At 69.6% G+C, this 20,720-nt stretch carries 20 protein-coding genes and 1 tRNA gene; 7 read left to right on the forward strand and 14 right to left on the reverse strand.

The features are described 5' to 3' along the window. Positions 1–119 precede the first annotated feature (119 nt). The 7 genes from rplL to B7K21_RS05430 form a co-directional block, all read right to left on the reverse strand. Entirely contained in the window at positions 120–506 is a 387-nt protein-coding gene (gene rplL / locus B7K21_RS05400; RefSeq protein ID WP_084074171.1) for a 50S ribosomal protein L7/L12, read from the reverse strand. A 60-nt stretch (positions 507–566) separates the two neighbouring features. Further along, positions 567–1,088, reverse strand: coding sequence for a 50S ribosomal protein L10 (rplJ, locus tag B7K21_RS05405; protein WP_084074172.1), 522 nt, complete (start codon positions 1,086–1,088; stop codon positions 567–569). A gap of 335 nt (positions 1,089–1,423) precedes the next feature. Beyond that, positions 1,424–2,122: a 50S ribosomal protein L1 gene (gene rplA / locus B7K21_RS05410; protein WP_084074173.1), complete on the reverse strand. Its 699-nt coding sequence runs from the start codon at positions 2,120–2,122 to the stop codon at positions 1,424–1,426. 68 nt (positions 2,123–2,190) lie between these two features. After that, positions 2,191–2,622, reverse strand: coding sequence for a 50S ribosomal protein L11 (rplK, locus tag B7K21_RS05415; protein ID WP_084074174.1), 432 nt, complete (start codon positions 2,620–2,622; stop codon positions 2,191–2,193). A 60-nt stretch (positions 2,623–2,682) separates the two neighbouring features. After that, the gene (gene nusG, locus B7K21_RS05420; protein WP_084074175.1) at positions 2,683–3,456 is read right to left on the reverse strand and encodes a transcription termination/antitermination protein NusG; all 774 of its coding nucleotides are present in this window, start codon (positions 3,454–3,456) and stop codon (positions 2,683–2,685) included. 23 nt (positions 3,457–3,479) lie between these two features. Beyond that, positions 3,480–3,737: a preprotein translocase subunit SecE gene (gene secE / locus B7K21_RS05425; protein ID WP_084074176.1), complete on the reverse strand. Its 258-nt coding sequence runs from the start codon at positions 3,735–3,737 to the stop codon at positions 3,480–3,482. Positions 3,738–3,797: 60 nt separating this feature from the next. Next, positions 3,798–3,870: transfer RNA gene (locus B7K21_RS05430), tRNA-Trp, on the reverse strand. Positions 3,871–4,084: 214 nt separating this feature from the next. Here B7K21_RS05430 and B7K21_RS05435 point away from each other — a divergent pair. The 3 genes from B7K21_RS05435 to B7K21_RS05445 all read left to right on the forward strand — a co-directional run bounded on the left by B7K21_RS05435 (position 4,085) and on the right by B7K21_RS05445 (position 7,064). Continuing rightward, positions 4,085–5,290 carry a pyridoxal phosphate-dependent aminotransferase gene (locus B7K21_RS05435; protein ID WP_084074177.1) on the forward strand — a complete coding sequence of 402 codons (1,206 nt, stop codon included), beginning with the start codon at positions 4,085–4,087 and terminating at the stop codon, positions 5,288–5,290. 83 nt (positions 5,291–5,373) lie between these two features. Continuing rightward, positions 5,374–6,246 (forward strand): ABC transporter ATP-binding protein, encoded by an 873-nt coding sequence (locus B7K21_RS05440; RefSeq protein ID WP_084074178.1) that lies wholly within the window; start codon positions 5,374–5,376, stop codon positions 6,244–6,246. Next, positions 6,243–7,064, forward strand: coding sequence for an ABC transporter permease (locus B7K21_RS05445; RefSeq protein WP_084074179.1), 822 nt, complete (start codon positions 6,243–6,245; stop codon positions 7,062–7,064). Before B7K21_RS05440 ends, B7K21_RS05445 begins: the two co-directional genes overlap by 4 nt. Positions 7,065–7,085: 21 nt before the next feature. On the opposite strand, the gene B7K21_RS12855 is transcribed toward B7K21_RS05445, so the two are convergent. The 7 genes from B7K21_RS12855 to B7K21_RS05475 all read right to left on the reverse strand — a co-directional run bounded on the left by B7K21_RS12855 (position 7,086) and on the right by B7K21_RS05475 (position 15,111). Beyond that, a complete protein-coding gene (locus tag B7K21_RS12855; protein ID WP_255373729.1) occupies positions 7,086–7,208 on the reverse strand; it encodes a hypothetical protein in 123 nt (40 codons plus the stop codon). A gap of 146 nt (positions 7,209–7,354) precedes the next feature. Continuing rightward, positions 7,355–7,918 (reverse strand): hypothetical protein, encoded by a 564-nt coding sequence (locus B7K21_RS05450; protein ID WP_084074180.1) that lies wholly within the window; start codon positions 7,916–7,918, stop codon positions 7,355–7,357. After that, on the reverse strand, positions 7,915–8,574 hold the full coding sequence (locus B7K21_RS05455; protein ID WP_084074181.1) for a hypothetical protein: 660 nt from the start codon (positions 8,572–8,574) through the stop codon (positions 7,915–7,917). The genes B7K21_RS05450 and B7K21_RS05455 overlap by 4 nt, the downstream gene beginning before the upstream one ends. Continuing rightward, complete coding sequence (locus B7K21_RS05460) at positions 8,571–9,899, reverse strand: hypothetical protein (protein ID WP_084074182.1); 1,329 nt, start codon at positions 9,897–9,899, stop codon at positions 8,571–8,573. The genes B7K21_RS05455 and B7K21_RS05460 overlap by 4 nt, the downstream gene beginning before the upstream one ends. Continuing rightward, on the reverse strand, positions 9,899–10,237 hold the full coding sequence (locus tag B7K21_RS05465) for a hypothetical protein (protein WP_084074183.1): 339 nt from the start codon (positions 10,235–10,237) through the stop codon (positions 9,899–9,901). Before B7K21_RS05465 ends, B7K21_RS05460 begins: the two co-directional genes overlap by 1 nt. Positions 10,238–10,297: 60 nt before the next feature. After that, entirely contained in the window at positions 10,298–10,597 is a 300-nt protein-coding gene (locus B7K21_RS05470) for a WXG100 family type VII secretion target (RefSeq protein ID WP_084074184.1), read from the reverse strand. A gap of 68 nt (positions 10,598–10,665) precedes the next feature. After that, on the reverse strand, positions 10,666–15,111 hold the full coding sequence (locus tag B7K21_RS05475) for an FtsK/SpoIIIE domain-containing protein (protein ID WP_144016072.1): 4,446 nt from the start codon (positions 15,109–15,111) through the stop codon (positions 10,666–10,668). Positions 15,112–15,259: 148 nt separating this feature from the next. Between B7K21_RS05475 and B7K21_RS05480 the strand changes: the two genes are divergently transcribed. The 4 genes from B7K21_RS05480 to B7K21_RS05495 all read left to right on the forward strand — a co-directional run bounded on the left by B7K21_RS05480 (position 15,260) and on the right by B7K21_RS05495 (position 20,686). After that, on the forward strand, positions 15,260–16,534 hold the full coding sequence (locus B7K21_RS05480; RefSeq protein ID WP_159448421.1) for a sensor histidine kinase: 1,275 nt from the start codon (positions 15,260–15,262) through the stop codon (positions 16,532–16,534). Further along, entirely contained in the window at positions 16,531–17,268 is a 738-nt protein-coding gene (locus B7K21_RS05485; protein WP_234989187.1) for a response regulator transcription factor, read from the forward strand. The genes B7K21_RS05480 and B7K21_RS05485 overlap by 4 nt, the downstream gene beginning before the upstream one ends. 146 nt (positions 17,269–17,414) lie before the next feature. Then, positions 17,415–18,149, forward strand: a complete 735-nt coding sequence (locus tag B7K21_RS05490) for an ABC transporter ATP-binding protein (RefSeq protein WP_084074187.1) — start codon at positions 17,415–17,417, stop codon at positions 18,147–18,149. Then, positions 18,149–20,686, forward strand: coding sequence for an ABC transporter permease (locus B7K21_RS05495; protein WP_084074188.1), 2,538 nt, complete (start codon positions 18,149–18,151; stop codon positions 20,684–20,686). Before B7K21_RS05490 ends, B7K21_RS05495 begins: the two co-directional genes overlap by 1 nt. Positions 20,687–20,720: the final 34 nt, after the last annotated feature.

The following is a 20,720-nucleotide window of genomic DNA, read 5'->3' on the forward strand; positions in this document are numbered from 1 at the left end:
GTGATCTGCCGCGCTCGCGGTTCGCGACGCGTGGCAAGGCGAACGGGGCCGGGTCCTCACGGACCCGACCCCGTCGCGTGTGCTCGGTCGAGCCGAGCGCAGGCTGTGCCTGCCGAGCGCTACTTGAGCTCGACGGTGGCGCCGGCGGCCTCGAGCTGAGCCTTGGCCTTCTCGGCGTCCTCCTTCTTGGCGCCCTCGAGGACGGGCTTCGGGGCCTCGTCGACCAGAGCCTTGGCCTCGCCGAGGCCGAGCGACGTGAGCGCGCGCACCTCCTTGATGACCTGGATCTTCTTGTCGCCGACGGCGGCGAGGATGACGTCGAACTCGTCCTTCTCCTCGACCTCGGCGGCGGCCTCGCCCGCGGGGGCGGCGGCGACGACGGCGGCGGCCGGGGCAGCGGCGGTGACCTCGAAGGTCTCCTCGAACGCCTTCACGAACTCCGACAGCTCGATGAGCGAGAGCTCCTTGAACTGCTCGATGAGCTCCTCGGTGGTGAGCTTAGCCATGGTGGTATTCCTTACTGTTTGCCTGCTGGAAGCAGAGGTGATCTAACGGGGGTGCGGCCGTCAGGCCGCGTCTTCCTGCTTCGCACGCAGGGCGTCGACGGCGCGCGCTGCCTGAGCGAGCGGCGCCTGGAACAGGTATGCAGCACCAAAGAGCGACGCCTTCATGGCGCCGGCAGCCTTGGCGAGCAGAACCTCGCGGGACTCGAGGTCGGCCAGCTTCATGATCTCGGACTCCGAGATCACGTTGCCGTCGAGAACGCCGCCCTTGATGACGAGCTTGTCGTTCTCCTTGGCAAAAGCCTTCAGACCCTTCGCAGCCGCCACCGGGTCACCGGTGACGAACGCGATGGCCGTGGGGCCGACGAGGAGGTCATCGAGACCCTCCACTCCGGCGTCCTTGGCCGCGAGCGCCGTCAGAGTGTTCTTGGCGACCACGTAGGTCGCCTCGCCGCGAAGCTTGCCGCGCAGCTCAGCGAGCTGCGGAACCGACAGGCCGCGGTACTCGGTGAGCAGCACGGCGGAGGAGTCGCGGAACTGGTCCGAGAGCTCCTTGACCGCGGTCACCTTGTCTGGCGTCGCCATGTTTGTCCTTCCTGGAAAGTCGACCACCGGCACCCGCTCCGGAAACGCGAAAGGCCCCGCGCGGGCGGGGCCTCATGCGCTCACGCGGGCGAACGCACGAAGGGCGGCCACACAGGGCCGCCCAAGGGTTCGCGCACATGGCGCTTCAGTCTCACCTGCGCTGGTCCCCGCATCGCGGAGCTTCGGTCGTTCCCGGCGAACCGGGCCCGACGACCGGCGGTCTTGGGCAGGTCAACTTTACCCGAGCGTCGGGCGTGTGGCAAATGCCCGACGCGAGGGCGCAGGATGCACGAAGGCCCGGCCCCTCACTGGGGCCGGGCCGACGCGAGAGAGCCTTACGCCTCCGACTTCGCCTGCGCGTCGATCGGGATGCCGGGACCCTGGGTCGCGGAGATCGAGGCCTTGACGATGTAGCGGCCCTTCGAAGCCGAGGGCTTCACACGGAGGACCTCGTCGAGGATCGCCTGGAAGTTCTCGAGGAGCTTCTCGTCGCCGAACGACGCCTTGCCCACGAGGGTGTGGAGGTTCGCGTGCTTGTCGACGCGGAACTCGATCTTTCCACCCTTGATCTCGGACACGGCCTTCGCGACGTCCATGGTCACGGTGCCGGTCTTGGGGTTCGGCATGAGGCCGCGCGGGCCGAGCACGCGGCCCAGGCGACCCACCTTGCCCATGAGGTCGGGCGTCGCCACGACGGCGTCGAAGTCCTGGCGGCCACCGGCCACCTCTTCGATGAGCTCGTCGCCGCCGACGATGTCGGCGCCTGCCTCGCGTGCCGCATCCGCCTTGTCACCGTTGGCGAAGACCAGGACCCGAGCGGTCTTGCCGGTGCCGTGGGGCAGGATGACGGTGGAGCGGACGGCCTGGTCGGCGTGACGCGGGTCGACGCCGAGCTTGAAGACGACGTCGATGGTCGAGTCGGTCTTCTTGGAGCCCGTCTTCTGGGCGAGGCGCAGAGCCTCGAGGGGGGTGTACAGCTGGCTGCGGTCGACGAGCTGGGCTGCGTCGCGGTAAGCCTTGGAGCGCTTGGTCATCTGCTTCTTCCTTTGCAGTCGTGGTGGCGGGCCAGCGCGGCCCCTCCCACTGAGATGTCTGGTGCGGTCTACTCGACCGTGATGCCCATGGAGCGGGCGGTGCCAGCGATGATCTTCGCCGCGGCGTCGATGTCGTTGGCGTTGAGGTCTGCCATCTTCATCTCGGCGATCTCGCGCACCTGGGCGTCGGTCAGCGAGCCGACCTTCTGGGTGTGCGGGACGCCCGAGCCCTTGGCGACGCCGGCAGCCTTCTTGATGAGCTGCGACGCGGGCGGGGTCTTCGTGATGAAGGTGAAGGAGCGGTCCTCGTAGACCGTGATCTCCACCGGGATGATGTTGCCTCGCTGCGACTCGGTGGCCGCGTTGTAGGCCTTGCAGAACTCCATGATGTTCACGCCGTGCTGGCCCAGTGCGGGGCCGACGGGCGGAGCGGGGTTCGCGGCTCCGGCCTGGATCTGAAGCTTGATCAGGCCGGCAACCTTCTTCTTAGGGGCTGCCATGTTTTTCGGGTCCTTTACTTGCTTGGTGGCGGCTGGCGGGCCGCCGGGGTCATCGTTCGACTAGAGCTTCTGCACCTGGTTGAACGACAGCTCGACCGGGGTCTCCCGGCCGAAGATGGAGACGAGGACGTGGAGCTTCTGGCTCTCCACGCTGATCTCGGAGATGGTGCCGGGCAGAGTCGCGAAGGGACCGTCGATGACGGTGATCGACTCACCGATCTCGAAGTCGACCTCGACCTGCTGCTTGGGCGCGGCACTGGTGCCGGCCTCTGCCGGGGCCGCGGCCTCGGGCGTGACGAGCATGCCGTAGACCTCGTCCAGCGTGAGCGGCACGGGCTGGTGCGCGTGGCCGACGAAGCCGGTCACGCCAGGGGTGTTGCGCACGGTGCCCCACGACTCGTCCGTGAGGTACATGCGCACGAGCACATATCCGGGCATCCGGACGCGCACGACCTTCTTGCGCTGGCCGTTCTTGATCTCGGCGACCTCTTCCATCGGCACCTCGACCTGGAAGATGTAGTCCTCCATGTTGAGGCTCTCGCGACGGTGCTCGATCGCCTGCTTGACGCGCTTCTCGTGGCCCGAGTAGCTGTGCACGACGTACCAGTCGCCCTCCTGCATGCGCAGGGAGGCCATCAAGTCCTCGTGCGCATCCGCAGCGGGCTCCTCGACCTCGGCCACGGCCGCCTCCTCGGCGGCGGGCTCGACCTCGCCGGGGACGGTGTCGTCGTCGGACTCGACGACGGCGTCGACCGGGGCGTCCTCGAGGGTCGCCTCGTCCACGGCGGGCGCGACGGTCTCGTCCACGGCCTCGTCGATGTTCTCGTTGCTCAAGGTTCCTGCTCCTTAACCGGGGCCTAGCCGCCGAAGACCTGAGCCGCGCCCCAGTTGAACACCAGGTCCAGCAGGAAGGCGAGGATCATCATCACGATCACGAACCCCAGCACGACGCCGATCAGACGGATCCACTCAGGGACGGTGGGGGTCACCACCAGGCGCAGCTGCGAGATCACCTGGCGCACGAACAGCGCGATGCGCGCGAAGACGTTCAGGCCCGAGCGCGACTCATGGCGCGGGTCCTTCTCGCCGGCGTCGGTCACGGCAGATTCGCTCACCGGAATGATCCTTTGCTTGTGATGGGAGGGTGTCGCGGCGCTCGAGGCGTCCGCAGAACGCAGGGCAGGAGGGACTCGAACCCCCAACCGTCGGTTTTGGAGACCGATGCGCTACCAATTGCGCCACTGCCCTTCGGGGAGTTGGGACCCCGAGGCGATCGGAACCGATGACCTGCACGAGGGCGCAGTCCATCATCGCGGTTGTCAATCGCCGAAGTGACATCGTACGCGGTTTCGCCCCACAATGCGAACCCGCCCCAGCGCCGACGCCGGCAAGCGTCCGATGCCGCCCCCGGCCGAGCGTCGGGCAGGCCCAGACCTCGCGCGCGAGATGGCACCATGGTCGCATGACCGCTCCCGCACGCCGCGTCTCCTCGCGACTCGCCGCCATCGCCCCGTCAGCCACCCTCGCCGTCGACTCCAAGGCGAAGGCACTCAAGGCAGCCGGACGACCCGTCATCGGGTTCGGCGCCGGAGAGCCCGACTTCCCCACGCCCGACTACATCGTCGAGGCCGCGGTCGCCGCCGCGCGCGAGCCGCGCAACCACCGCTACACGCCCGCGGGCGGCCTGCCCGAGCTGAAGGAGGCGATCGCCGCGAAGACGCTGCGCGACTCCGGCTACGAGATCGACCCCGCAAGCGTGCTCGTCACCAACGGTGGCAAGCAGGCCGTGTTCCAGGCCTTCGCCGCGATCGTCGACCCCGGCGACGAGGTGCTGCTCCCCGCGCCGTACTGGACCACCTATCCCGAGGCCATCGCCCTCGCAGGCGGCACTCCCGTCGAGGTCTTCGCCGGCGCGGACCAGGACTACCTGGTGACCGTCGAGCAGCTCGAGGCCGCGCGCACCGAGAACACCAAGGCGCTGCTGTTCTGCAGCCCTTCCAACCCCACGGGCGCCGTCTACTCGCCCGAGCAGACCAAGGCAATCGGCGAGTGGGCCCTCGAGCACGGCATCTGGGTCATCACCGACGAGATCTACGAGCACCTGCTGTACGACGGCGCGGAGTTCTCGCCGATCGTGCGCCTCGTGCCCGAGCTCGCCGACCAGACGATCGTGCTCAACGGCGTCGCGAAGACCTTCGCCATGACCGGCTGGCGCGTGGGCTGGATGATCTCCCCCGCCGACGTGACCAAGGCCGCGTCCAACTTCCAGTCGCACCTCACGTCGAACGTCGCGAACGTGTCGCAGCGCGCCGCGATCGCTGCCCTCACCGGTCCGCTCGACGCGGTCTACGAGATGCGGGAGGCCTTCGATCGTCGCCGCAGGACCATGGTGTCCATGCTGCGCGAGATCGACGGCGTCGTGTGCCCCACCCCGCGCGGCGCCTTCTACGCGTACCCGTCAGTCGAGGGGCTGATCGGCCACACGATCCGTGGCCGCGAGATCAGCTCGAGCGCTGACCTCGCGTCAGTCATCCTCGACGAGGCGGAAGTCGCGGTGGTTCCCGGAGAGGCCTTCGGCCCCTCGGGCTTCATGCGCCTCAGCTACGCGCTGGGCGACGACGACCTCGCCGAGGGCGTGGGACGCATCCAGTCGCTGCTGGCCGAGTAGGTCCCGCCCGCCCGACGCTGCGCCACCCGGTTGCCCACCCGCAGCCGGCGCCCAGGACCCTGGGCGCCGCTAGGCTCGGCGACATGACCGACGCAGCGATCAGCATCGCCGGACTGCACAAGCACTACGGCGACCTCCACGCCGTCGACGGGCTCGACCTCGAGATCCATCGCGGCGAGGTCTTCGGGCTGCTCGGCCCCAACGGCGCCGGCAAGTCCACCACCGTCGAGATCCTCGAGGGCTTCCGGCGCCGCACCGCAGGCGATGTCACGGTGCTGGGCGTCGACCCCCAGGACGCAGGCAACGCCTGGCGCGAGCGCGTGGGCGTCATGCTCCAGTCCACGAGCGACCACGGGGCCCTCACCGCGCGTGAAGCCCTCGCGTACACCGCCAGCCTCTACCCCGCTCCCCGCGACGTCGACGAGACGCTCGCCGCGGTCGGGCTCACCGAGAAAGCGAACGCGAAGCCTCAGACGCTCTCGGGCGGCCAGCGGCGTCGGCTCGACGTGGGCCTCGCGATCATCGGTCGCCCCGAGGTGCTGTTCCTCGACGAGCCCACCACCGGCTTCGACCCTGAGGCGCGACGCAAGTTCTGGGACCTCATCGCGTCCCTGCGAGGGGACGGGACGACGATCCTGCTGACTACGCACTACCTGGACGAGGCCGAGCACCTGGCGGACCGCATCGGGATCATCGCCGCAGGGCGACTCGTGGCGCTGGACACCGCCGCCGGGCTCAGGGCGCGCGCCGTGGACGCACGCGTCACGTGGACCGAAGACGGCCAGTCCCGCACGCATGAGACGTCGACCCCGAGCGCATTCCTGCGCGAACTGCTCGGGCGGACTCAGGGCGAGGTCGCAGACCTCGAGGTTGTCCACCCGTCTCTCGAGGACGTCTATCTGCGCCTGATCGGCGAGGCCGCGCTCGCGGCGACTGAGGCGGAGGAACCCGCATGAGCACCACCACTGCGACGCGTCCCAGCTGGGCGGCGATGACGAGCAGCCGTTTCGTCGTCGAGGTCAAGGAGTTCATGCGCTCACGCGAGCAGATGGTCTTCATCTTCGCGTTCCCGGTCATGCTGCTCGTGCTGTTCGGAGCGGTGTTCGGTGGCGCGGTGCTCGAGCCGACGAACGTGACGTTCGCGCAGTACTTCCTGCCGGGCATGATCGCCTCGGGCATCCTCAACACCGGCTTCCAGTCACTCGCCATGTCGATGGCGATCGACCGCGACGAGGACGTCCTCAAGCGCATCCACGGCACCCCCCTGCCCGCGACGGCGTTCTTCGCCGCGAAGATTGCACAGGTCATCGTCGTCTCGGTGGTGCAGATCGCAATCCTCATCGCCGTCGGTGTCGCGATGTACGACGTGACGCTCCCCACCGAGGCGAGCCGCTGGTGGACCTTCACCTGGGTCTTCCTGCTCGGCACCGGCGCCTCGACCACGCTGGGCATCGCCACGTCATCGCTGCTGCGCAACGCGAAGGCCGGGTCCGCGATCCTCACCCCCGTGGTGCTGGTGCTGCAGTTCACCTCCGGAGTGTTCCTCGTGTACACGCAGATCCCGACGCTCCTGCAGCGCTTCGCGGAGATCTTCCCTCTGAAGTGGCTCGCTCAAGGGATGCGGTCGGTGTTCCTGCCCGAGTCCTTCGAGGCCGTCGAGGCGCGCGGATCTTGGGAGCACACCGCGACGGCCGCCATGCTCGCGGCCTGGCTCATCGTCGGGCTCGTGATCGCGGTGCGCACCTTCCGGTGGACCCGGCACGACGATCGTTGACGGCTGGCGTCCGCGCGCGACTCACGCCTCGCGGGTCACCACGAAGTCGGGAATCGCACGGACGAGGCGCTCCACGAGCTCGAGCCTCGCACCAAGATCGACGTCTTCGTCGCTCGAGTCGTCCCAGACGAGCGCGCGGGTCATCCGTGAGCAATCGCCAGCGACGGTTGAAGTCGTCCGACTCGACATCGATGTCGCGACCTCCGAGAGCGACCGCGAGCCTGCCTGCGCCGTCCTGATGGCCCGGGGCCCGTCCGGCACTGCGATCGAGGGGCGGCCGTGCCGCCTCGTCAGCCAACAGCGTCTCCCCTGAGCGAGAAGGAGTCGAACACCACCGCGCCTGCGCGGGCAAGCTGACCCGCTGCACTGAGACTGCGCGACGCACCCTCGAGCGTGACGCCGATGCCGTCGCAGTGCCCCGCGAACAGGACCCTGACCCGCACCTCGCCTCTCGCTGGGCGTTCGAGCCTCATGATCCGTGCCGCTTCCTCGAACGCCGCGTGGTCCCGGGGCTCGCGCGCGACGCGCGCACCCTCTCCCAGGCCCTCGGTCGCCTCGTCGACGCGCGCGAACCACTGCGCATCGGCCGGCGCGGAGGCGATACGCGCCACAGTCGGCTCGGCCTCGCCCAGCGGGAACAGGATGCACTGCTCGCCCTCATCGGCTCCGTCGAGCACGGCGACGCAGCGCCGCTCAATCTCGGGCAGATCCGCCTGGTTCGCGGCTGCGTTGCGGGCGGCCCGGGTGACGGCGGCATCGAGCCAGCGAACGCGGCGGTCGTCGGTGAGCGTCGATCGCCGGGGAAGCGGCAGCCACAGCACCGGGTCGATGTCGAATGCGACGGCGTTCCTCACGATCCCTCCACCCAGCGCGCCGCGCCGACGAAGGCATCGAACAGCTCGAGGAACAGCTCGGCGGCGGCGCTCTCGTGGGCGGGGATCATGGCGGTGAGCACCACGCCATGCCAGTGGCTCGACACCCTGGGCGGCACCGCGTAGTGCGCGCGCAGCGCCATGAGCCGCTCGGGAGCCGCGTCCGTGATCTGCGCACGGTCCTCGGCCCCCAGGGGGGCGGACTCGATCTCCGCCGTGAACGCCCCGCTCAGGTCCCGCAGCGAGTGGGTCCGAAGGCCGAGCGCGCCTGCAGCGGGCACCGGTCGCGCCGTCGAGTCTCGCGACGCGAGCGCTGCGAGCGCGCGCATGGCATCGTCGTCCTGTGGCATGACGCCCGGCTCATATCGGAGCACCGTGGCCGACACCGGCAGCACCTCGCCGGCCACGGCCCTGGTCGGATACATCGCGGCGACGACAGTTGCGCCGACCTCGTCGGGAGTGCTCGTCGCGGCGCGCAGCCGCTGCCTCATCCAGTGCTTCTCGGTGGCGCTCGAGTCCCGGTCACGCCCGGAGAACGCCTCGGCGACGGCGGCGTCGATCGCGGCCTCGGGGTCGCGTGTGAGGTCGAGGGCGCGCCAGCCCGCGGGCGCGGTGAAGGCGAAGCTGATGAGGCTCATCGTGCCGCCATCACCTCGGACACCGAGGGCCGAGCCTCCGCGAGTGGCAGGTCCGGGATCAGTTCACCCGCGGTGTGGAGGGGACCCGCGCCGAAGACCTCTCTGCTGAGGTCGTTGGCCGCCCACACGCTGTCCCACACGAGCCCGTCGAGAGGCAGGTCAGCGCTGCGGTACCAGTCGGTGAGGGAGAGCCCCGCGTCGAGTCTCTCCGCCGTGCCGAGGCTTGGGAACACGTCGAGCGCGAGGTCGAGGCTGTCCTCGATCGAGTCGAGCTTCGCGAAGCGCTCCAGCCGCACGGCATCCGAGAACGTGCCGTCCACCCATGCGTCGAAGCCCTCCGCTCTGATCTGGGCGGGGTGCCGGATGGCCGTCCCGCGAGCGGGAAGATGCGCGAGCACCGCGTCGGTGAGCCCGCCAGTCCTGGGGCCCACCGTGGCGATGCCGGAGTCGACGAGCTTGCCGCCGATCCTGTCGACCGCCATGTCCACCGCGATGTCGGCGAGCGCCGTGACTGGCTTCTTCCCCGCAACGACGAGGGTCGTAGTGAGGACCACCTTGACGACCTTGAGGACCTTCGACAGGAACTGGGCTGCGCGCGCGATCGCGAAGAGTGCGGGCGCGAGTGCGGCCCCGACCCCCGTGAGCACTGCCAGGAAGGCGGCGATCGTCAGCACCACCGCCACCACGTCGAGCATGGTCTCGATGATGGGCAGGTACTCGTCGAGCACCGTGTCCGACCAGTCGAGGAACTTGTCCCACGCGCTGTCGTTCAGGGGCGAGCCGTCGAGCACGTCCCGGATCGCAGCGGCGCATGCGAGCGCGACGTCGGTCCGCTCCTGCACGAGGGCGTCGATCTGCCCTGTGTACGCGAGAGCGACGGACTCCGCCTGAGACTGCGCGGCCCTCAGCGCGGAAAGCTCATGCGCCTCCTGCACGTACGACGGATCCTTGGGATCCATCGCGTTCAGCTGATGCTCCTTGTACCAGGCCTGATGTGCGAGGCTGTCCGCATCGGACTGCGCTCCGTCGCGCTGTGAGACCACGGACTGAGCCTCGTCTCGCAGTCTTCTGAGTTCCGTCGCGTACCGCCCGAGCTGCTCGCCCACGACGTCATAGCGGTCGTCGACCTCCGCGAGGCTGTCGGCGACCTCCTTCGCTGCGTCGGCGAAGGCGGTCACGGCGTCGCTCACGGTGTCAGCGGTGCTCACAGCCGTGTTCAGGTTCGCGATCGTCTCGCGAACCGACTGGGCGATGCCGCGGTAGTAGACCGAGTAGGTGTCGACGGTGTCGGGGTCGCCGTCGATCGGGTTGTGCGGGTCGCTCATCACGCCGCCCGCCCGTGCTGCGGCGCCGCGGTCCCCGACGAGGACCCGTCGAGCGACGCGGCGAGGTCGGCGTCGGCACCCGAGAGATTGTCCGCAACCGCCGTGGCCACGTCCGCCAGGTAGACGAGGTTGCCCTGCATCCCTTCGCGACGGATGCGCCAGTTGCCGACGAAGTCCTCGACTGCGGCACGGAGCTCGTGCGTGTCGTGCGTGGATCCGATCGCCGCGGTGAGCCTCCCTACTGCGAGGTCCGCCGTGTCGAACTCCGCCGCGATCCGCGCCAGTTGCGAGCCGGTCGACGCCATGGCGCCGAGATCGATCGTGAGCCTGCTGGACATGCCCGTCTCCTCCGAGATGCGAGAGGCGGACGCGGCAACCGCCGCGTCCGCCCTCCTTGATCACTGTCCGCGGATCGCGCTCGCGAGCGACTCGTCGGTCTGCTGCAGCGTGTCCGCGGCCGAGCGGAGGAACTGGCTGAGCCCCTCGAGCGCCGAGACTGCGGTCTTCGCGGAGTCCGTGAACTGCGTGTACTGCTCCTGGAAGGCCGGCGAGGACGACGACGTGACGTAGCCCTCGGAGACGAGGTTGTCGATGTACGCCCTGAGCTCCATGAGCCGGCTGTCGAGATCGCCCTGGCCGGAGGTGAGCTGGTCCGCCGCCAAGCGCAGGTCGTCGTAGGTGACGTTGAGGTTCGCCATGGTCTGCCCCTTTTCGTGCCACCCCCCTGGTGGCTCGCTTGCAACCTACCGAGGCCCGCGACGTGGCATCAGGACCGCCGGTCGACCTGGGGATAACTACCGTCGTCGAGGGGCATCTGGACGACGGACACGCGTCCCGATTCGATCCACACACCGCGCCCGGGCGGCATGTCTGCACGAGTGAGACGAGGCGCCTGAGCGGCGAACAGCATCTGGGCGTCAGCTCCTTCGGGCGCGAGCAGCAGACCCCGCCGCGCGCCCTTGATCTCTGCGACGAGCTGACCGGTCGCCCACCCCTGCGTGTCCGCCTCTCCGATGAGAAGGTGACCTGCGCGCCGGGCACCTTTGAGCGCCTGGACCAGCGGGCCGTCGCTCATGGACGCCCCGAAGTCCTGCACGTTCTCGATCGCGAGCACGATCTGCGTCCTGGGATCGGCCGCCTTCTCCAACTCCGACCCCCACGACGCGAGCAGGTCCTCGCCTGCCTGCGGACCCACGTACGAGTCGTTCCACCACGGAAGATCCACCAGACTCGAGCGCCGTTGCGTGAGGTGCACGAGGCGCACGTCAGGATGCGAGGCTCGGATCGCCTGCACCATCCACGCGACGGCGGTCGTGCGACCGGTCCCCGCCTGACCCGCGACCATGATCGGCCGCTCGAGGGTGAACCCGCGCGGCGCAAGCGACGCCGACTCGACGCCCAGCACGGGCTCACCGTCAATCGACGACGGCATCTCGGACGCATGCACGATCACCGGCATGCGCGGGATGGGCGCGGCGCGCCACTCGGGGCGATCCGGCACGCGCGCTGCGAGCTCCTCGATCGCACGCGCCTGACGGTCGATCCTGCCCGACGCTCCGAGCACAGCGATCTGCAGCTCACGGCGCGTGGACACGTCGATGCCGCGCCCCGCGGGAGAGTCGGGCCCCAGACCGACCCGCCGCAGCCCGAGCATGCCGTACTGGTTCTCGTCGTTCATGCGCAGCACGATCGTCCGCGACACCATGGCCTGAATGCTCGTGTGCAGAGCGCCCACGCGATCGGCGCTCAGCACCGCGTGCACGCCCACCGCGCGCCCGTCGGCGAGGACCTCCTGAAGGTCGGACCACACCTGGCTGCGCCCGACCTCGTGCATGTAGTCGGCCTGGAAGCGCCCGTAGCCGTCGATCAGCAGCAGGAGCCGCGGCAGCGCGCGGTCGTCGGTGAGCGTCCGATAGTCCGCGACGGACGATGCGCGCGCGGCAGTGAACGATGCCTGACGTTCGCGCACGACCTGCACGAGTCGGCTCAGCATGCGTCCGACGCGCTCGAGGTCGTCCGCGTCGACGACATCGGCGACGTGCGGCAGCGACCGGAGCATCTCGAGGCCGCCGCTCGCGGCATCGAGCCCGTAGATGTGCACGGGACTCAACTCCCGGGAGAACGTCGCGCCCAGTGCCAGCGAACGCAGCGCGGTCGACTTGCCCGCACCCGAGCCGCCGAGCACGAGCACGGTGCCGTCCTGGTCAGGGTCGTACTCCGCCGGATGCTGCGCCTGATGTGCCGGGTCGTCGACGAGGGCGAAGACCGCCGACCCGTCATGGCCGTTCGAGAGCGACCGCAAGTCGACCGTGGCGGGAAGCTCGTCGAGCCATGGGCGCCGCGGAGCAGGGAGGGACATGCGTACGGACGCGCAGACGAGCGCCTCCACCACACGCGCCGCGTCCGGATCGCCCTCGGGCGCGGCCGGTCGCGAGCCCTCCGGAAGCTCCCAGCGGTCACCGGCGCCGAGGGCGAGCTCCCGGATCGCAACCGGAGCGGGGCCCGCGCCGGGCGCGGAATGCGCGCCCACGTAGGCGGACTGGAACGTCATGAGACGCCCCGGCCCCGTCCTGGCCATCGCGCGGCCCGGCAGGCTTGGGTCCACGTGCGCCGCGGCAGTGACGCCGAGGATGTCAGACGAGTCGGCCTCGTCGGCCATACGCAACGCGATGCGCAGGTTCGTGTTGGCCCGCAGGTTGTCCTTGATGACGCCGGCGGGCCGCTGGGTCGCCATGATGAGGTGCAGTCCGAGCGACCGGCCGCGTTGAGCGATGTCAACCACGCCGTCGACGAACGCGGGCACCTCCTGCACGAGCGTGGCGAACTCGTCAATCACGATGACGAGGCTCGGCGGCGTCTCGGGGTCGCCCGCGCGGTCGAGGGTCTCGAGGTCCTTGGCGCCCTTGGCGGCCAGCAGCCGCTCACGGTGGTGCAGCTCCGCGCGCAGGGACGCGAGGGCACGGTCGACCAAGTGCGGGGTCAGGTCCGTCACCAGCCCGACGCTGTGGGGAAGCCGGACGCAGTCGGCGAAGGCCGATCCACCCTTGTAGTCGACGAAGAGGAACGTGACGCGCTCAGGGCTGTAGGCCGCGGCCATCCCGAGGATCCACGATTGGAGGAACTCGGACTTGCCCGCGCCGGTGGTGCCGCCCACGAGCGCATGCGGCCCCTGCTCCTTGAGGTCCAGGTAGCAGGGCTCCGAGCCCGCGTGGCCGACGAGCGCACGCAGCGTGAACGGGCGTCGCTTCCCCGGCTGCGGCGCGTCGGCGCGCCAGCGCTGCTCGTGATGCGCGGGCTCGAGAGCCTCGAAGCCGTGCAGGTCGAGGTACGAGACGGACGGTGGCACGTCGCCGGCGTCATCGACGACGACCCCCGCGTCCTCGACGCACGCGAGCCGGCGCGCGAGCTCGGTCGCCTCGTCAAGGGACATCGACTCGAGGACCACGGGCTCGTCGGTGGAGCCGCGACGGACGTGCCCCACGGTGCCGACACCGTCGGCCGGCGCCTCGACGAAGCTGCGGCACGCTGCGGGCAGCGAGCGCGCGTCGGGCGTGACCCACAGGACGTGCACGTTGACGTCCGCGCCCTTCTCGGCGAGCCGGACGAGACGGCGCCTATCGGTGCGCGACCCCTCCTCGACGAGCACGATGACCGCCGGGGTCGTCGGCTGGTCGGCCTCGTCGTCCCGCGGCCGCTCCGCTCCACGCGGCGTCGGGATGTAGGCGCCGATGTCCGTGCCGGCGCGCGACGCGACGAGCTGCTCGAGCGACGTCAGCAGCACGTGCGCTCCCGCGGCAGTCTCGACGACGTGGTCGCCGCCGAGGGGCGAGACGGGCGACGCGGTGTGCGGCAGCCATTCGAGCCATCGCCACCTGCCCGTGCCAGGCGCCACGAAGCCTGCGATCACGCAGTCCATGGGGGAATGGAGACCCGCCAGCTGCACGAGCGCGCCGCGCGCGGCTGCGGAAGCGGCGTGCTCGGGGCCGATGATCCCCAGGCCCCCGGCAGCGCGCAGACTCGCGACGACAGGCGCGCCCGTGAGTCTCACATGCGCGTTCCGCAGGGCCTCCGCGCGCTCCCAGGTGTCCTCGATCGCGTCGCGCAGCGAGGGCATCTGGATATCGACGACGCTCGGCACTGCGCCAAGACCCATCCGCACCGTGAGGAAGCCGTCGTGCTCGGTTCTGCGGGTCCACAGCAGCGGTCCCAGTTCGCGGACGGCGTCCGCCACCTCGGCGACGGACGGCGACTGCGCGAGGCGCACCGCCCGTTCACGATCCTGCGCGGCGCCGATCTGCCGCTCGGCGGACTCGAGGGCGCCGTCGAACTCGACGAGCGATGCCTCGCGCTGCTTGCGCTGGTTGAAGCGGTTGTCCCAGAAGCCTCCGATGATCATGAGCGGGCTCATGGCCACGAAGATGAGCGAGATGAGGCGCCCCGTGATCATGTACATCGACAGGCCGAGCACGACCGGCGCGACGAGCGCGATCCTGGGGAACGGACGCGTCTGCGGCGCGACGGGCGGATCGGGGATCGCGATCTCCTCCTCGGGCAGCGCTGGCACCACCCGTGGCGACCGCGTGAAGGAGACAGTGGAGTCCGTCGTCGTCTGCTGGGGCGCCCGCGCGGCGCGAGCGATCTCGAGATGCGTGTCCCCGATGACGATGCGGTCCCCGCTCACGAGCGGCGCTCGCGTCACGAACGTGCCATCGACGAGGACGCCGTTGGTCGAGCCCATGTCGACGATCTCGAGCGCGTCCCCCACGACGAGCCGCGCGTGGCGCTTCGAGGCGAGCGGGTCGTCGAGCCTGACGGAGACGTCCGCGTCGCGACCGATGACGTTCGATCCAGCACGCAGGGCGTAGGTCCGGCCCTTGCCAGGACCTTCGACGATCGTCGCCGTCGCGGCGGGAGGCTCGCCTTCGTCGCGACTGGCATGCGCGGCGGGCACGATCTCGACATGGTCGCCCGAACGCAGCCCAGACGACGCCAGGTCGAGATCGCGGGCGAGCGGGCGCGAGACCGCCTCGGGGCCCAGCGAGCGTGCCGTCACCACCAGCGTCGCATCGGCCGGCGAAGCGGCGCCACCGCGGCTCGGGTCGGCGCGGAACAGTTGCTCGGCGAGCTCGCCGACGGTGGTACCCGCACCCGCTCCCACTGAGACCATGCGGACCGCACCCTGGGCGGAACCGACCGTCAACCTGTACGTCACGCGCACTCCCCTCTCCCCGCTGGCGATCGAACGGCCATCCTCGCCCGATCACGCATCCCAGCGATCCGTGACTGTGGATAACTCCTTGAAGGCGAGTGCTCGGATGTGCATCGGGGTGTCTGTCACCACGCCCGGCTACCCTGGGCGCGTGGACCTCAAGCTCCCTCGCGTCTCCGATGCGCTGATCGCCGCGGCGATGCTCGCGCTCGCGATCATCGTGGCGGTCGACCAGGGAGGGGAGCCGCCCGCGGGAGCCCACCCCTACGACGCGTTCGGCTACATCCTGCTCGTCCTGCAGGTCGGGCCGCTGGCGTATCGCCAGCGCTACCCGGTCGCTGTCCTGTGGATGTCGATGGTGACCTGGACCGTCGCGTCGGGCGTGGGCTACGTCGATACGCCCGCGACGCTGGTGGTGTTCGTCGCGCTGTACGGCGTGGCTGCATACATGCCGAGGCGGCTCGGCCTGCGGCACGGGGCCGCGGCGGCGCTGTGGCTGCTCGGCTGGACCGCGATCGGCATCGCGGCCACCGACTATGTCAAGCCAGGCGCGCTGCTCGCGAGCGTGCTCGCCGTGGTGGTGCCGATGACGATCGGCATGGTCGACTACCGGCGCAGCGAGCGCATCACCGAGCTCGAACTCGCGTCGCAGCGCCGGCGGCAGGCCGAGCGGGTGGCAGCGAACGATGCGGTGCGTGCCGAGCGCGCCAGGATCGCACGCGAGCTCCACGACGTGGTGGCCCACGAGATGACGGTGATGACGCTGCACGCCGAGGGAGCGCGTCGGCGCGCCGGCGAGGACCGCGTGCTGTCGGAGGCCCTGGAGACGATCTCCGACTCGGGACGCAAGGGCCTTGCCGAGATGCAGCGCATGATCGGCGTGCTGCGCACGTCCGAGCGCGAAGCGGAGGACGAGGCCGCCGAACTCACGGGCCGTACTCGCGGGGCAGCGATCGGGCCGGCTGTCGGTGATGAGTTCAGCCCGGTGCCGTCGCTCGCGACGCTGCCCGCGCTCGTCGAGCAGGTTGAGGAGGCCGGCATGCCCGTGGAGCTCTCGATCGAGGGCACGGCACACGTGCCGGCGGGAGTCGAACTGAGCGCGTATCGCATCGTCCAGGAGTCGCTCACGAACGCGCTCAAGTACGCCGGTCCCGGCGCCCGGGCACGCGTCGAGCTCACGCGCCGCGCCGGCGAGTTGTCGATCGTGGTCGAGGACGACGGCCGCGGAGTGATCGCCGAGGCCACGCGCAGCTCGGGAGGGCACGGTATCGCTGGCATGCGCGAACGCGTGCAGCAGTTGGGCGGCACGATGGACCACGGGCCGCGCAGCGGCGGCGGCTTTCGCGTCGAGGCGCACCTGCCCGCGTCCGACGACCAGGTGCGCGCGGCGGCCCCGCGCGACAGCACGCCGAAGGGGGCGAAGTGATCAGAGTAGGTCTGGTCGATGACCAGCAGATGGTGCGCGTCGGCCTGAGGATGATCCTCGAGTCCGAGGGCGACATCGAGGTGTGCTGCGAGGCCGCCTCCGGCGAGGAGGCGATCGCCGCTGCCGCGCACCACACGCCCGACGTGGTGCTCATGGACGTGCGCATGCCAGGCATGGACGGCCTCGCGGCCACGAGCGCCGTCGTGGAGGCGAACCCTGACGTGAGAGTCGTCATCCTCACGACCTTCGACGACGACGAGTACATCTACGGCGCGCTCCGCGCGGGAGCCTCGGGCTTCCTGCTCAAGAGCGCCGACGGCGACACCCTCGTGAACGCGGTGCGCGTCATCGCCGCGGGCGAGGCGCTGCTCGCACCCGAGGTGACGCGCCGCGTGATCGAGCGGTTCACGTCCACCCCGACCAGCGCGTCGGACGGGCCCGAGGCGACAGTCACGACGCCCGACGCCGGCATCGCCACCGCGATGGCCCCCGCCGATCCCGAGGCGTACGTGCCGAGCCCCGAGGCGGTGGGCGACCTGTCCGAGCGGGAGCTCGAGGTGCTCCAGCTCATGGCGCGAGGCATGTCCAACCAGGAGATCGCGCAAGCGCTCTACGTGTCGAACACCACCGTCAAGACCCACGTGAGCCACATCCTCACCAAGCTCGGCGTGCGTGACCGCGTGCAGGCGGTGGTCGAGGCGTACGACTCGGGCATCGTCCTGCCGCGGGGGTAGGCCCAGGGGATCACCCCCACATCATCCGGGGGGACGAGGGACGCGAACCGTCCTCGCGGACGATGACCCCGCGGAGTGACCCAGACCACACTGGGCACGTCAGACCTGCCGCGCCTCATGCGCGGACACAACGCAAGGGGAATCGCATGACCACCACCGCTCTGGCCGCGACGATGCGCGGCGGCTACAAGGACTACGGCTTCGGCGACACCGCGGTGCGTGCGCTCGACGGCATCAACGTCGACATCGCGCGTCACGAGTTCACGGCCATCATGGGGCCGTCGGGCTCCGGCAAGTCCACCCTTCTTCACACGCTCGCAGGGCTCGACCACCTCACTGCGGGCGAGTCCTCGATCGCCGACATCGTCATCACGAAGCTGCCCGAGGCCAAGGTCACCGAGGTGCGCCGCGACTACATCGGCTTCGTGTTCCAGTCGTTCAACCTGATCCCGTCGCTCAGCGCCAGGGAGAACATCACCCTGCCGCTCGACATCTCCGGCAAGCCCGTGGACCCGGCGTGGTTCGAGGAGATCATCGGGATCCTGGGGCTGGGCGATCGACTCACCCACCTGCCCGCCGAGCTGTCCGGCGGCCAGCAGCAGCGCGTCGCGGTGGCGCGCGCACTCGTCGCGCGTCCCGAGATCATCTTCGCGGATGAGCCGTCCGGCAACCTCGACTCTCGCTCTGGCGCCGAGCTGCTCGGCTTCATGCGCCGCGCGGTCAAGGAGTTCGGCCAGACCATCGTCATGGTCACCCACGACCCGACCGCCGCCGCGTACGCCGACCGCATCCTGTTCCTTGAGGACGGGCAGATCGTGGACGAGATGCGCGAGCCCACCGCGGACCGCGTGCTCGACCGCATGAAGCAGATGGGCCACTGATGTTCCGGCTCGCACTCAAGTCCGTCAAGCACAACCCCAAGCGGCTGCTGCTCACCGCCGCGGCGGTCGCGCTCGGCGTGGCGCTCGTCGCCGCGACGCTGACCCTCACGAACGCGCTCTCGAGCGGCTTCTCGAAGCTGTTCGACGAGATCTTCGCCGGCACCGACGTCCTCGTCGAGACGATGCCCGACGCCACGGGTGAGGACGGCGACGCCATGTTCGCCCCCGGCGAGTTCGCCTTCACCGCGGACGATGTCGCCGCCATCGCGGCGGTCGACGGCGTGCAGGGCGCGTACGGAGGCGTACAGGTAGGCGGCGCTGTGCTCCCCGCCGATTTCGAGCCGACCGGCGACCTCATGTCGGCCGGCGGCCCTCCGAGTCAGATCTACAACTGGGCGGGCCTCCCCGAGGTGGACCAGTCCACGCTCGTCGAAGGACGCGGCGTCGAGGCGGACGACGAGATCGTCATGGACCTCGATTCCGCGCCGTCGCTCGGGTACGAGATCGGCGACACCGTGACGATCGCCACCGAGACCGGCGTCGCCGAGTTCGAGCTCGTGGGCCTCGTGCGCTTCGGCGAGAGCAACTCGCTGCAGGGCGCCACGCTCGCGTACCTCAGCGACGCCGCGGCCCACGAACTGACGGGCGAGGAGGGCTATCAGCAGATCTCCGTGGTGACTGTCGAGGGCGCCGACAACGAAAATGTCGCGTCGGAGATCTCGCAGGTCATCCCGGACGGCACGCGAGCGATCACCGGTGAGCAGAAGGCTGCCGAGCAGGCGGCTGAGCTCGACGAGATCCTGCAGTACATCGACATCTTCGCGATCGCTTTCGCGCTCATCGCGCTGTTCGTCGGCTCGTACATCATCGTCAACACGTTCCGCATCATCGTGACCCAGCGCACGCGCGAGTTCGGCCTGATGCGGGCCATCGGCGTCAGCGGGCGCCAGCTGCGCACGATGATCCTGCTCGAGGCCGTGGTGATCGCGATCATTTCCGCGACGGTCGGCATCGTCCTGGGGTACCTGGGGGCGCTGGGCATGTCCATGCTCGTCGAGGCGTTCTCCGGTGACCTGTTCGGGGCAGTCACCCTGCCGTACGACGCGGTGCTCTACAGCTACGTGCTGGGCGCGCTCGTCACGATCATCTCGGCCCTGCTGCCTGCGATCCACGCCTCGTCCATCTCCCCGATGGAGGCCCTGCGAGAGTCGGCGACCGAGTCGAAGAAGCCGCTCAAGGTCCGCAACATCGTCGGCGGCGCGATCGCGCTGCTCGGCGCGATCGCGATCGCCGTGGGCCTCTACGCGGGTCTCGAGGGACCGTACTGGTACGTGGGCGCAGGCGCGATGATGCTCATCATCGGCGTCACGCTGCTCGCGGCCCAGGTGCTGGTGCCGCTCGCGTACGGGCTCCGGGACGTGCTGACGCGCGCATTCCGCATCGACGGCAAGCTCGCGGCGAACAACATCCGACGTGAGCCGCGCCGCTCGGCGAACACCGCCGCCGCCCTGATGATCGGCGTCATGCTGCTGGCGCTCGTCGCGACGTTCACGGAGTCGCTCAAGGCAGTCGTGACGAGCCAGTTCAGCCAGATCGAGGCCGAGTTCTTCGCGTTCGGCACCCAGGGGACCATCCCCGAGGGCGCGATCGACGTGATCGCAGGCGTGGACGGGGTCGATTTCGTGACCTCGGTCGGGATCTCCGAGGTCGAGTATGACGGCGCACCGCAGTCGCTCGGCGTGGTCGAGCCCGCGACCGCTGACGTCGCGTTCGACTACGACAACACCCCTGACTTCGACGAGCTCGACGGCGGCGTCTTCGTGAGCCCGACGATCCTGGAGTCGGGCGTCGAGGTCGGCGACACGGTCACGCTGACTGGAGATGCAGGCACGGTGACGCTCGACGTCACTGGCACCTACAACGTCGAAGGCGACGCGGCATTCTGGGTCGACTTCCCCACGGCACAGCAGCTCGTCGACGAGGTGCCGATCTTCCAGGCGCTGGTCGTCCTGGACGAGGGCGTCGACGTGGACGAGATGCAGAGCTCGATCACGAGCGCGCTGGCTGACGACTTCCCGCTCGTCGTGCTGCAGCAGCCGGGACAGCTCCAGCAGTTGGCCAACACGTTCATCGACCTGCTGCTCGGCGTCATCTCCGCGCTGCTGGGCGCCGCTCTCCTCATCGCGATCCTGGGCGTGGCCAATACGCTGCTGCTGTCGGTGACCGAGAGGACGCGCGAGATCGGACTGCTGCGCGCCGTGGGCGTGAGGAAGTCCTCGATCTGGCGGATGATCACCATTGAGTCGATGGTGATGGCGATCTTCGGAACCGTGCTCGGCATGATTCTGGGAGTCAGCCTCGGCGCGGCGCTCGTGGCCGCGCTCGAGGAGTTCGGCTTCACCACCGTCGCCATCCCGTGGGTGTGGCTGATCGTCTACACGATCGGGGCGGCGCTCGCGGGCGTGATTGCTGCCGTATGGCCCGCCTGGCAGGCCTCAAGAATGGACATCCTCAAGGCCATCGCCACGGACGGCTGACGCGGATACGGACGGCCCTCGACGCTTCGGCGTC

The sequence above is a fragment of the Demequina sp. NBRC 110052 genome (assembly GCF_002090075.1).
Lineage (GTDB): Bacteria > Actinomycetota > Actinomycetes > Actinomycetales > Demequinaceae > Demequina.

Excerpts from the sequence above, each read along its gene's own strand:
- rplL (WP_084074171.1), bottom strand. The coding sequence starts at position 506 with ATGGCTAAGCTCACCACCGAGGAGCTCATCGAGCAGTTCAAGGAGCTC.
- rplJ (WP_084074172.1), bottom strand. The coding sequence starts at position 1,088 with ATGGCGACGCCAGACAAGGTGACCGCGGTCAAGGAGCTCTCGGACCAG.
- rplA (WP_084074173.1), bottom strand. The coding sequence starts at position 2,122 with ATGACCAAGCGCTCCAAGGCTTACCGCGACGCAGCCCAGCTCGTCGAC.
- rplK (WP_084074174.1), bottom strand. The coding sequence starts at position 2,622 with ATGGCAGCCCCTAAGAAGAAGGTTGCCGGCCTGATCAAGCTTCAGATC.
- B7K21_RS05435 (WP_084074177.1), top strand. The coding sequence starts at position 4,085 with ATGACCGCTCCCGCACGCCGCGTCTCCTCGCGACTCGCCGCCATCGCC.
- B7K21_RS05440 (WP_084074178.1), top strand. The coding sequence starts at position 5,374 with ATGACCGACGCAGCGATCAGCATCGCCGGACTGCACAAGCACTACGGC.
- B7K21_RS05445 (WP_084074179.1), top strand. The coding sequence starts at position 6,243 with ATGAGCACCACCACTGCGACGCGTCCCAGCTGGGCGGCGATGACGAGC.
- B7K21_RS12855 (WP_255373729.1), bottom strand. The coding sequence starts at position 7,208 with ATGACCCGCGCGCTCGTCTGGGACGACTCGAGCGACGAAGACGTCGAT.
- B7K21_RS05455 (WP_084074181.1), bottom strand. The coding sequence starts at position 8,574 with ATGAGCCTCATCAGCTTCGCCTTCACCGCGCCCGCGGGCTGGCGCGCC.
- B7K21_RS05460 (WP_084074182.1), bottom strand. The coding sequence starts at position 9,899 with ATGAGCGACCCGCACAACCCGATCGACGGCGACCCCGACACCGTCGAC.
- B7K21_RS05465 (WP_084074183.1), bottom strand. The coding sequence starts at position 10,237 with ATGTCCAGCAGGCTCACGATCGATCTCGGCGCCATGGCGTCGACCGGC.
- B7K21_RS05470 (WP_084074184.1), bottom strand. The coding sequence starts at position 10,597 with ATGGCGAACCTCAACGTCACCTACGACGACCTGCGCTTGGCGGCGGAC.
- B7K21_RS05490 (WP_084074187.1), top strand. The coding sequence starts at position 17,415 with ATGACCACCACCGCTCTGGCCGCGACGATGCGCGGCGGCTACAAGGAC.
- B7K21_RS05495 (WP_084074188.1), top strand. The coding sequence starts at position 18,149 with ATGTTCCGGCTCGCACTCAAGTCCGTCAAGCACAACCCCAAGCGGCTG.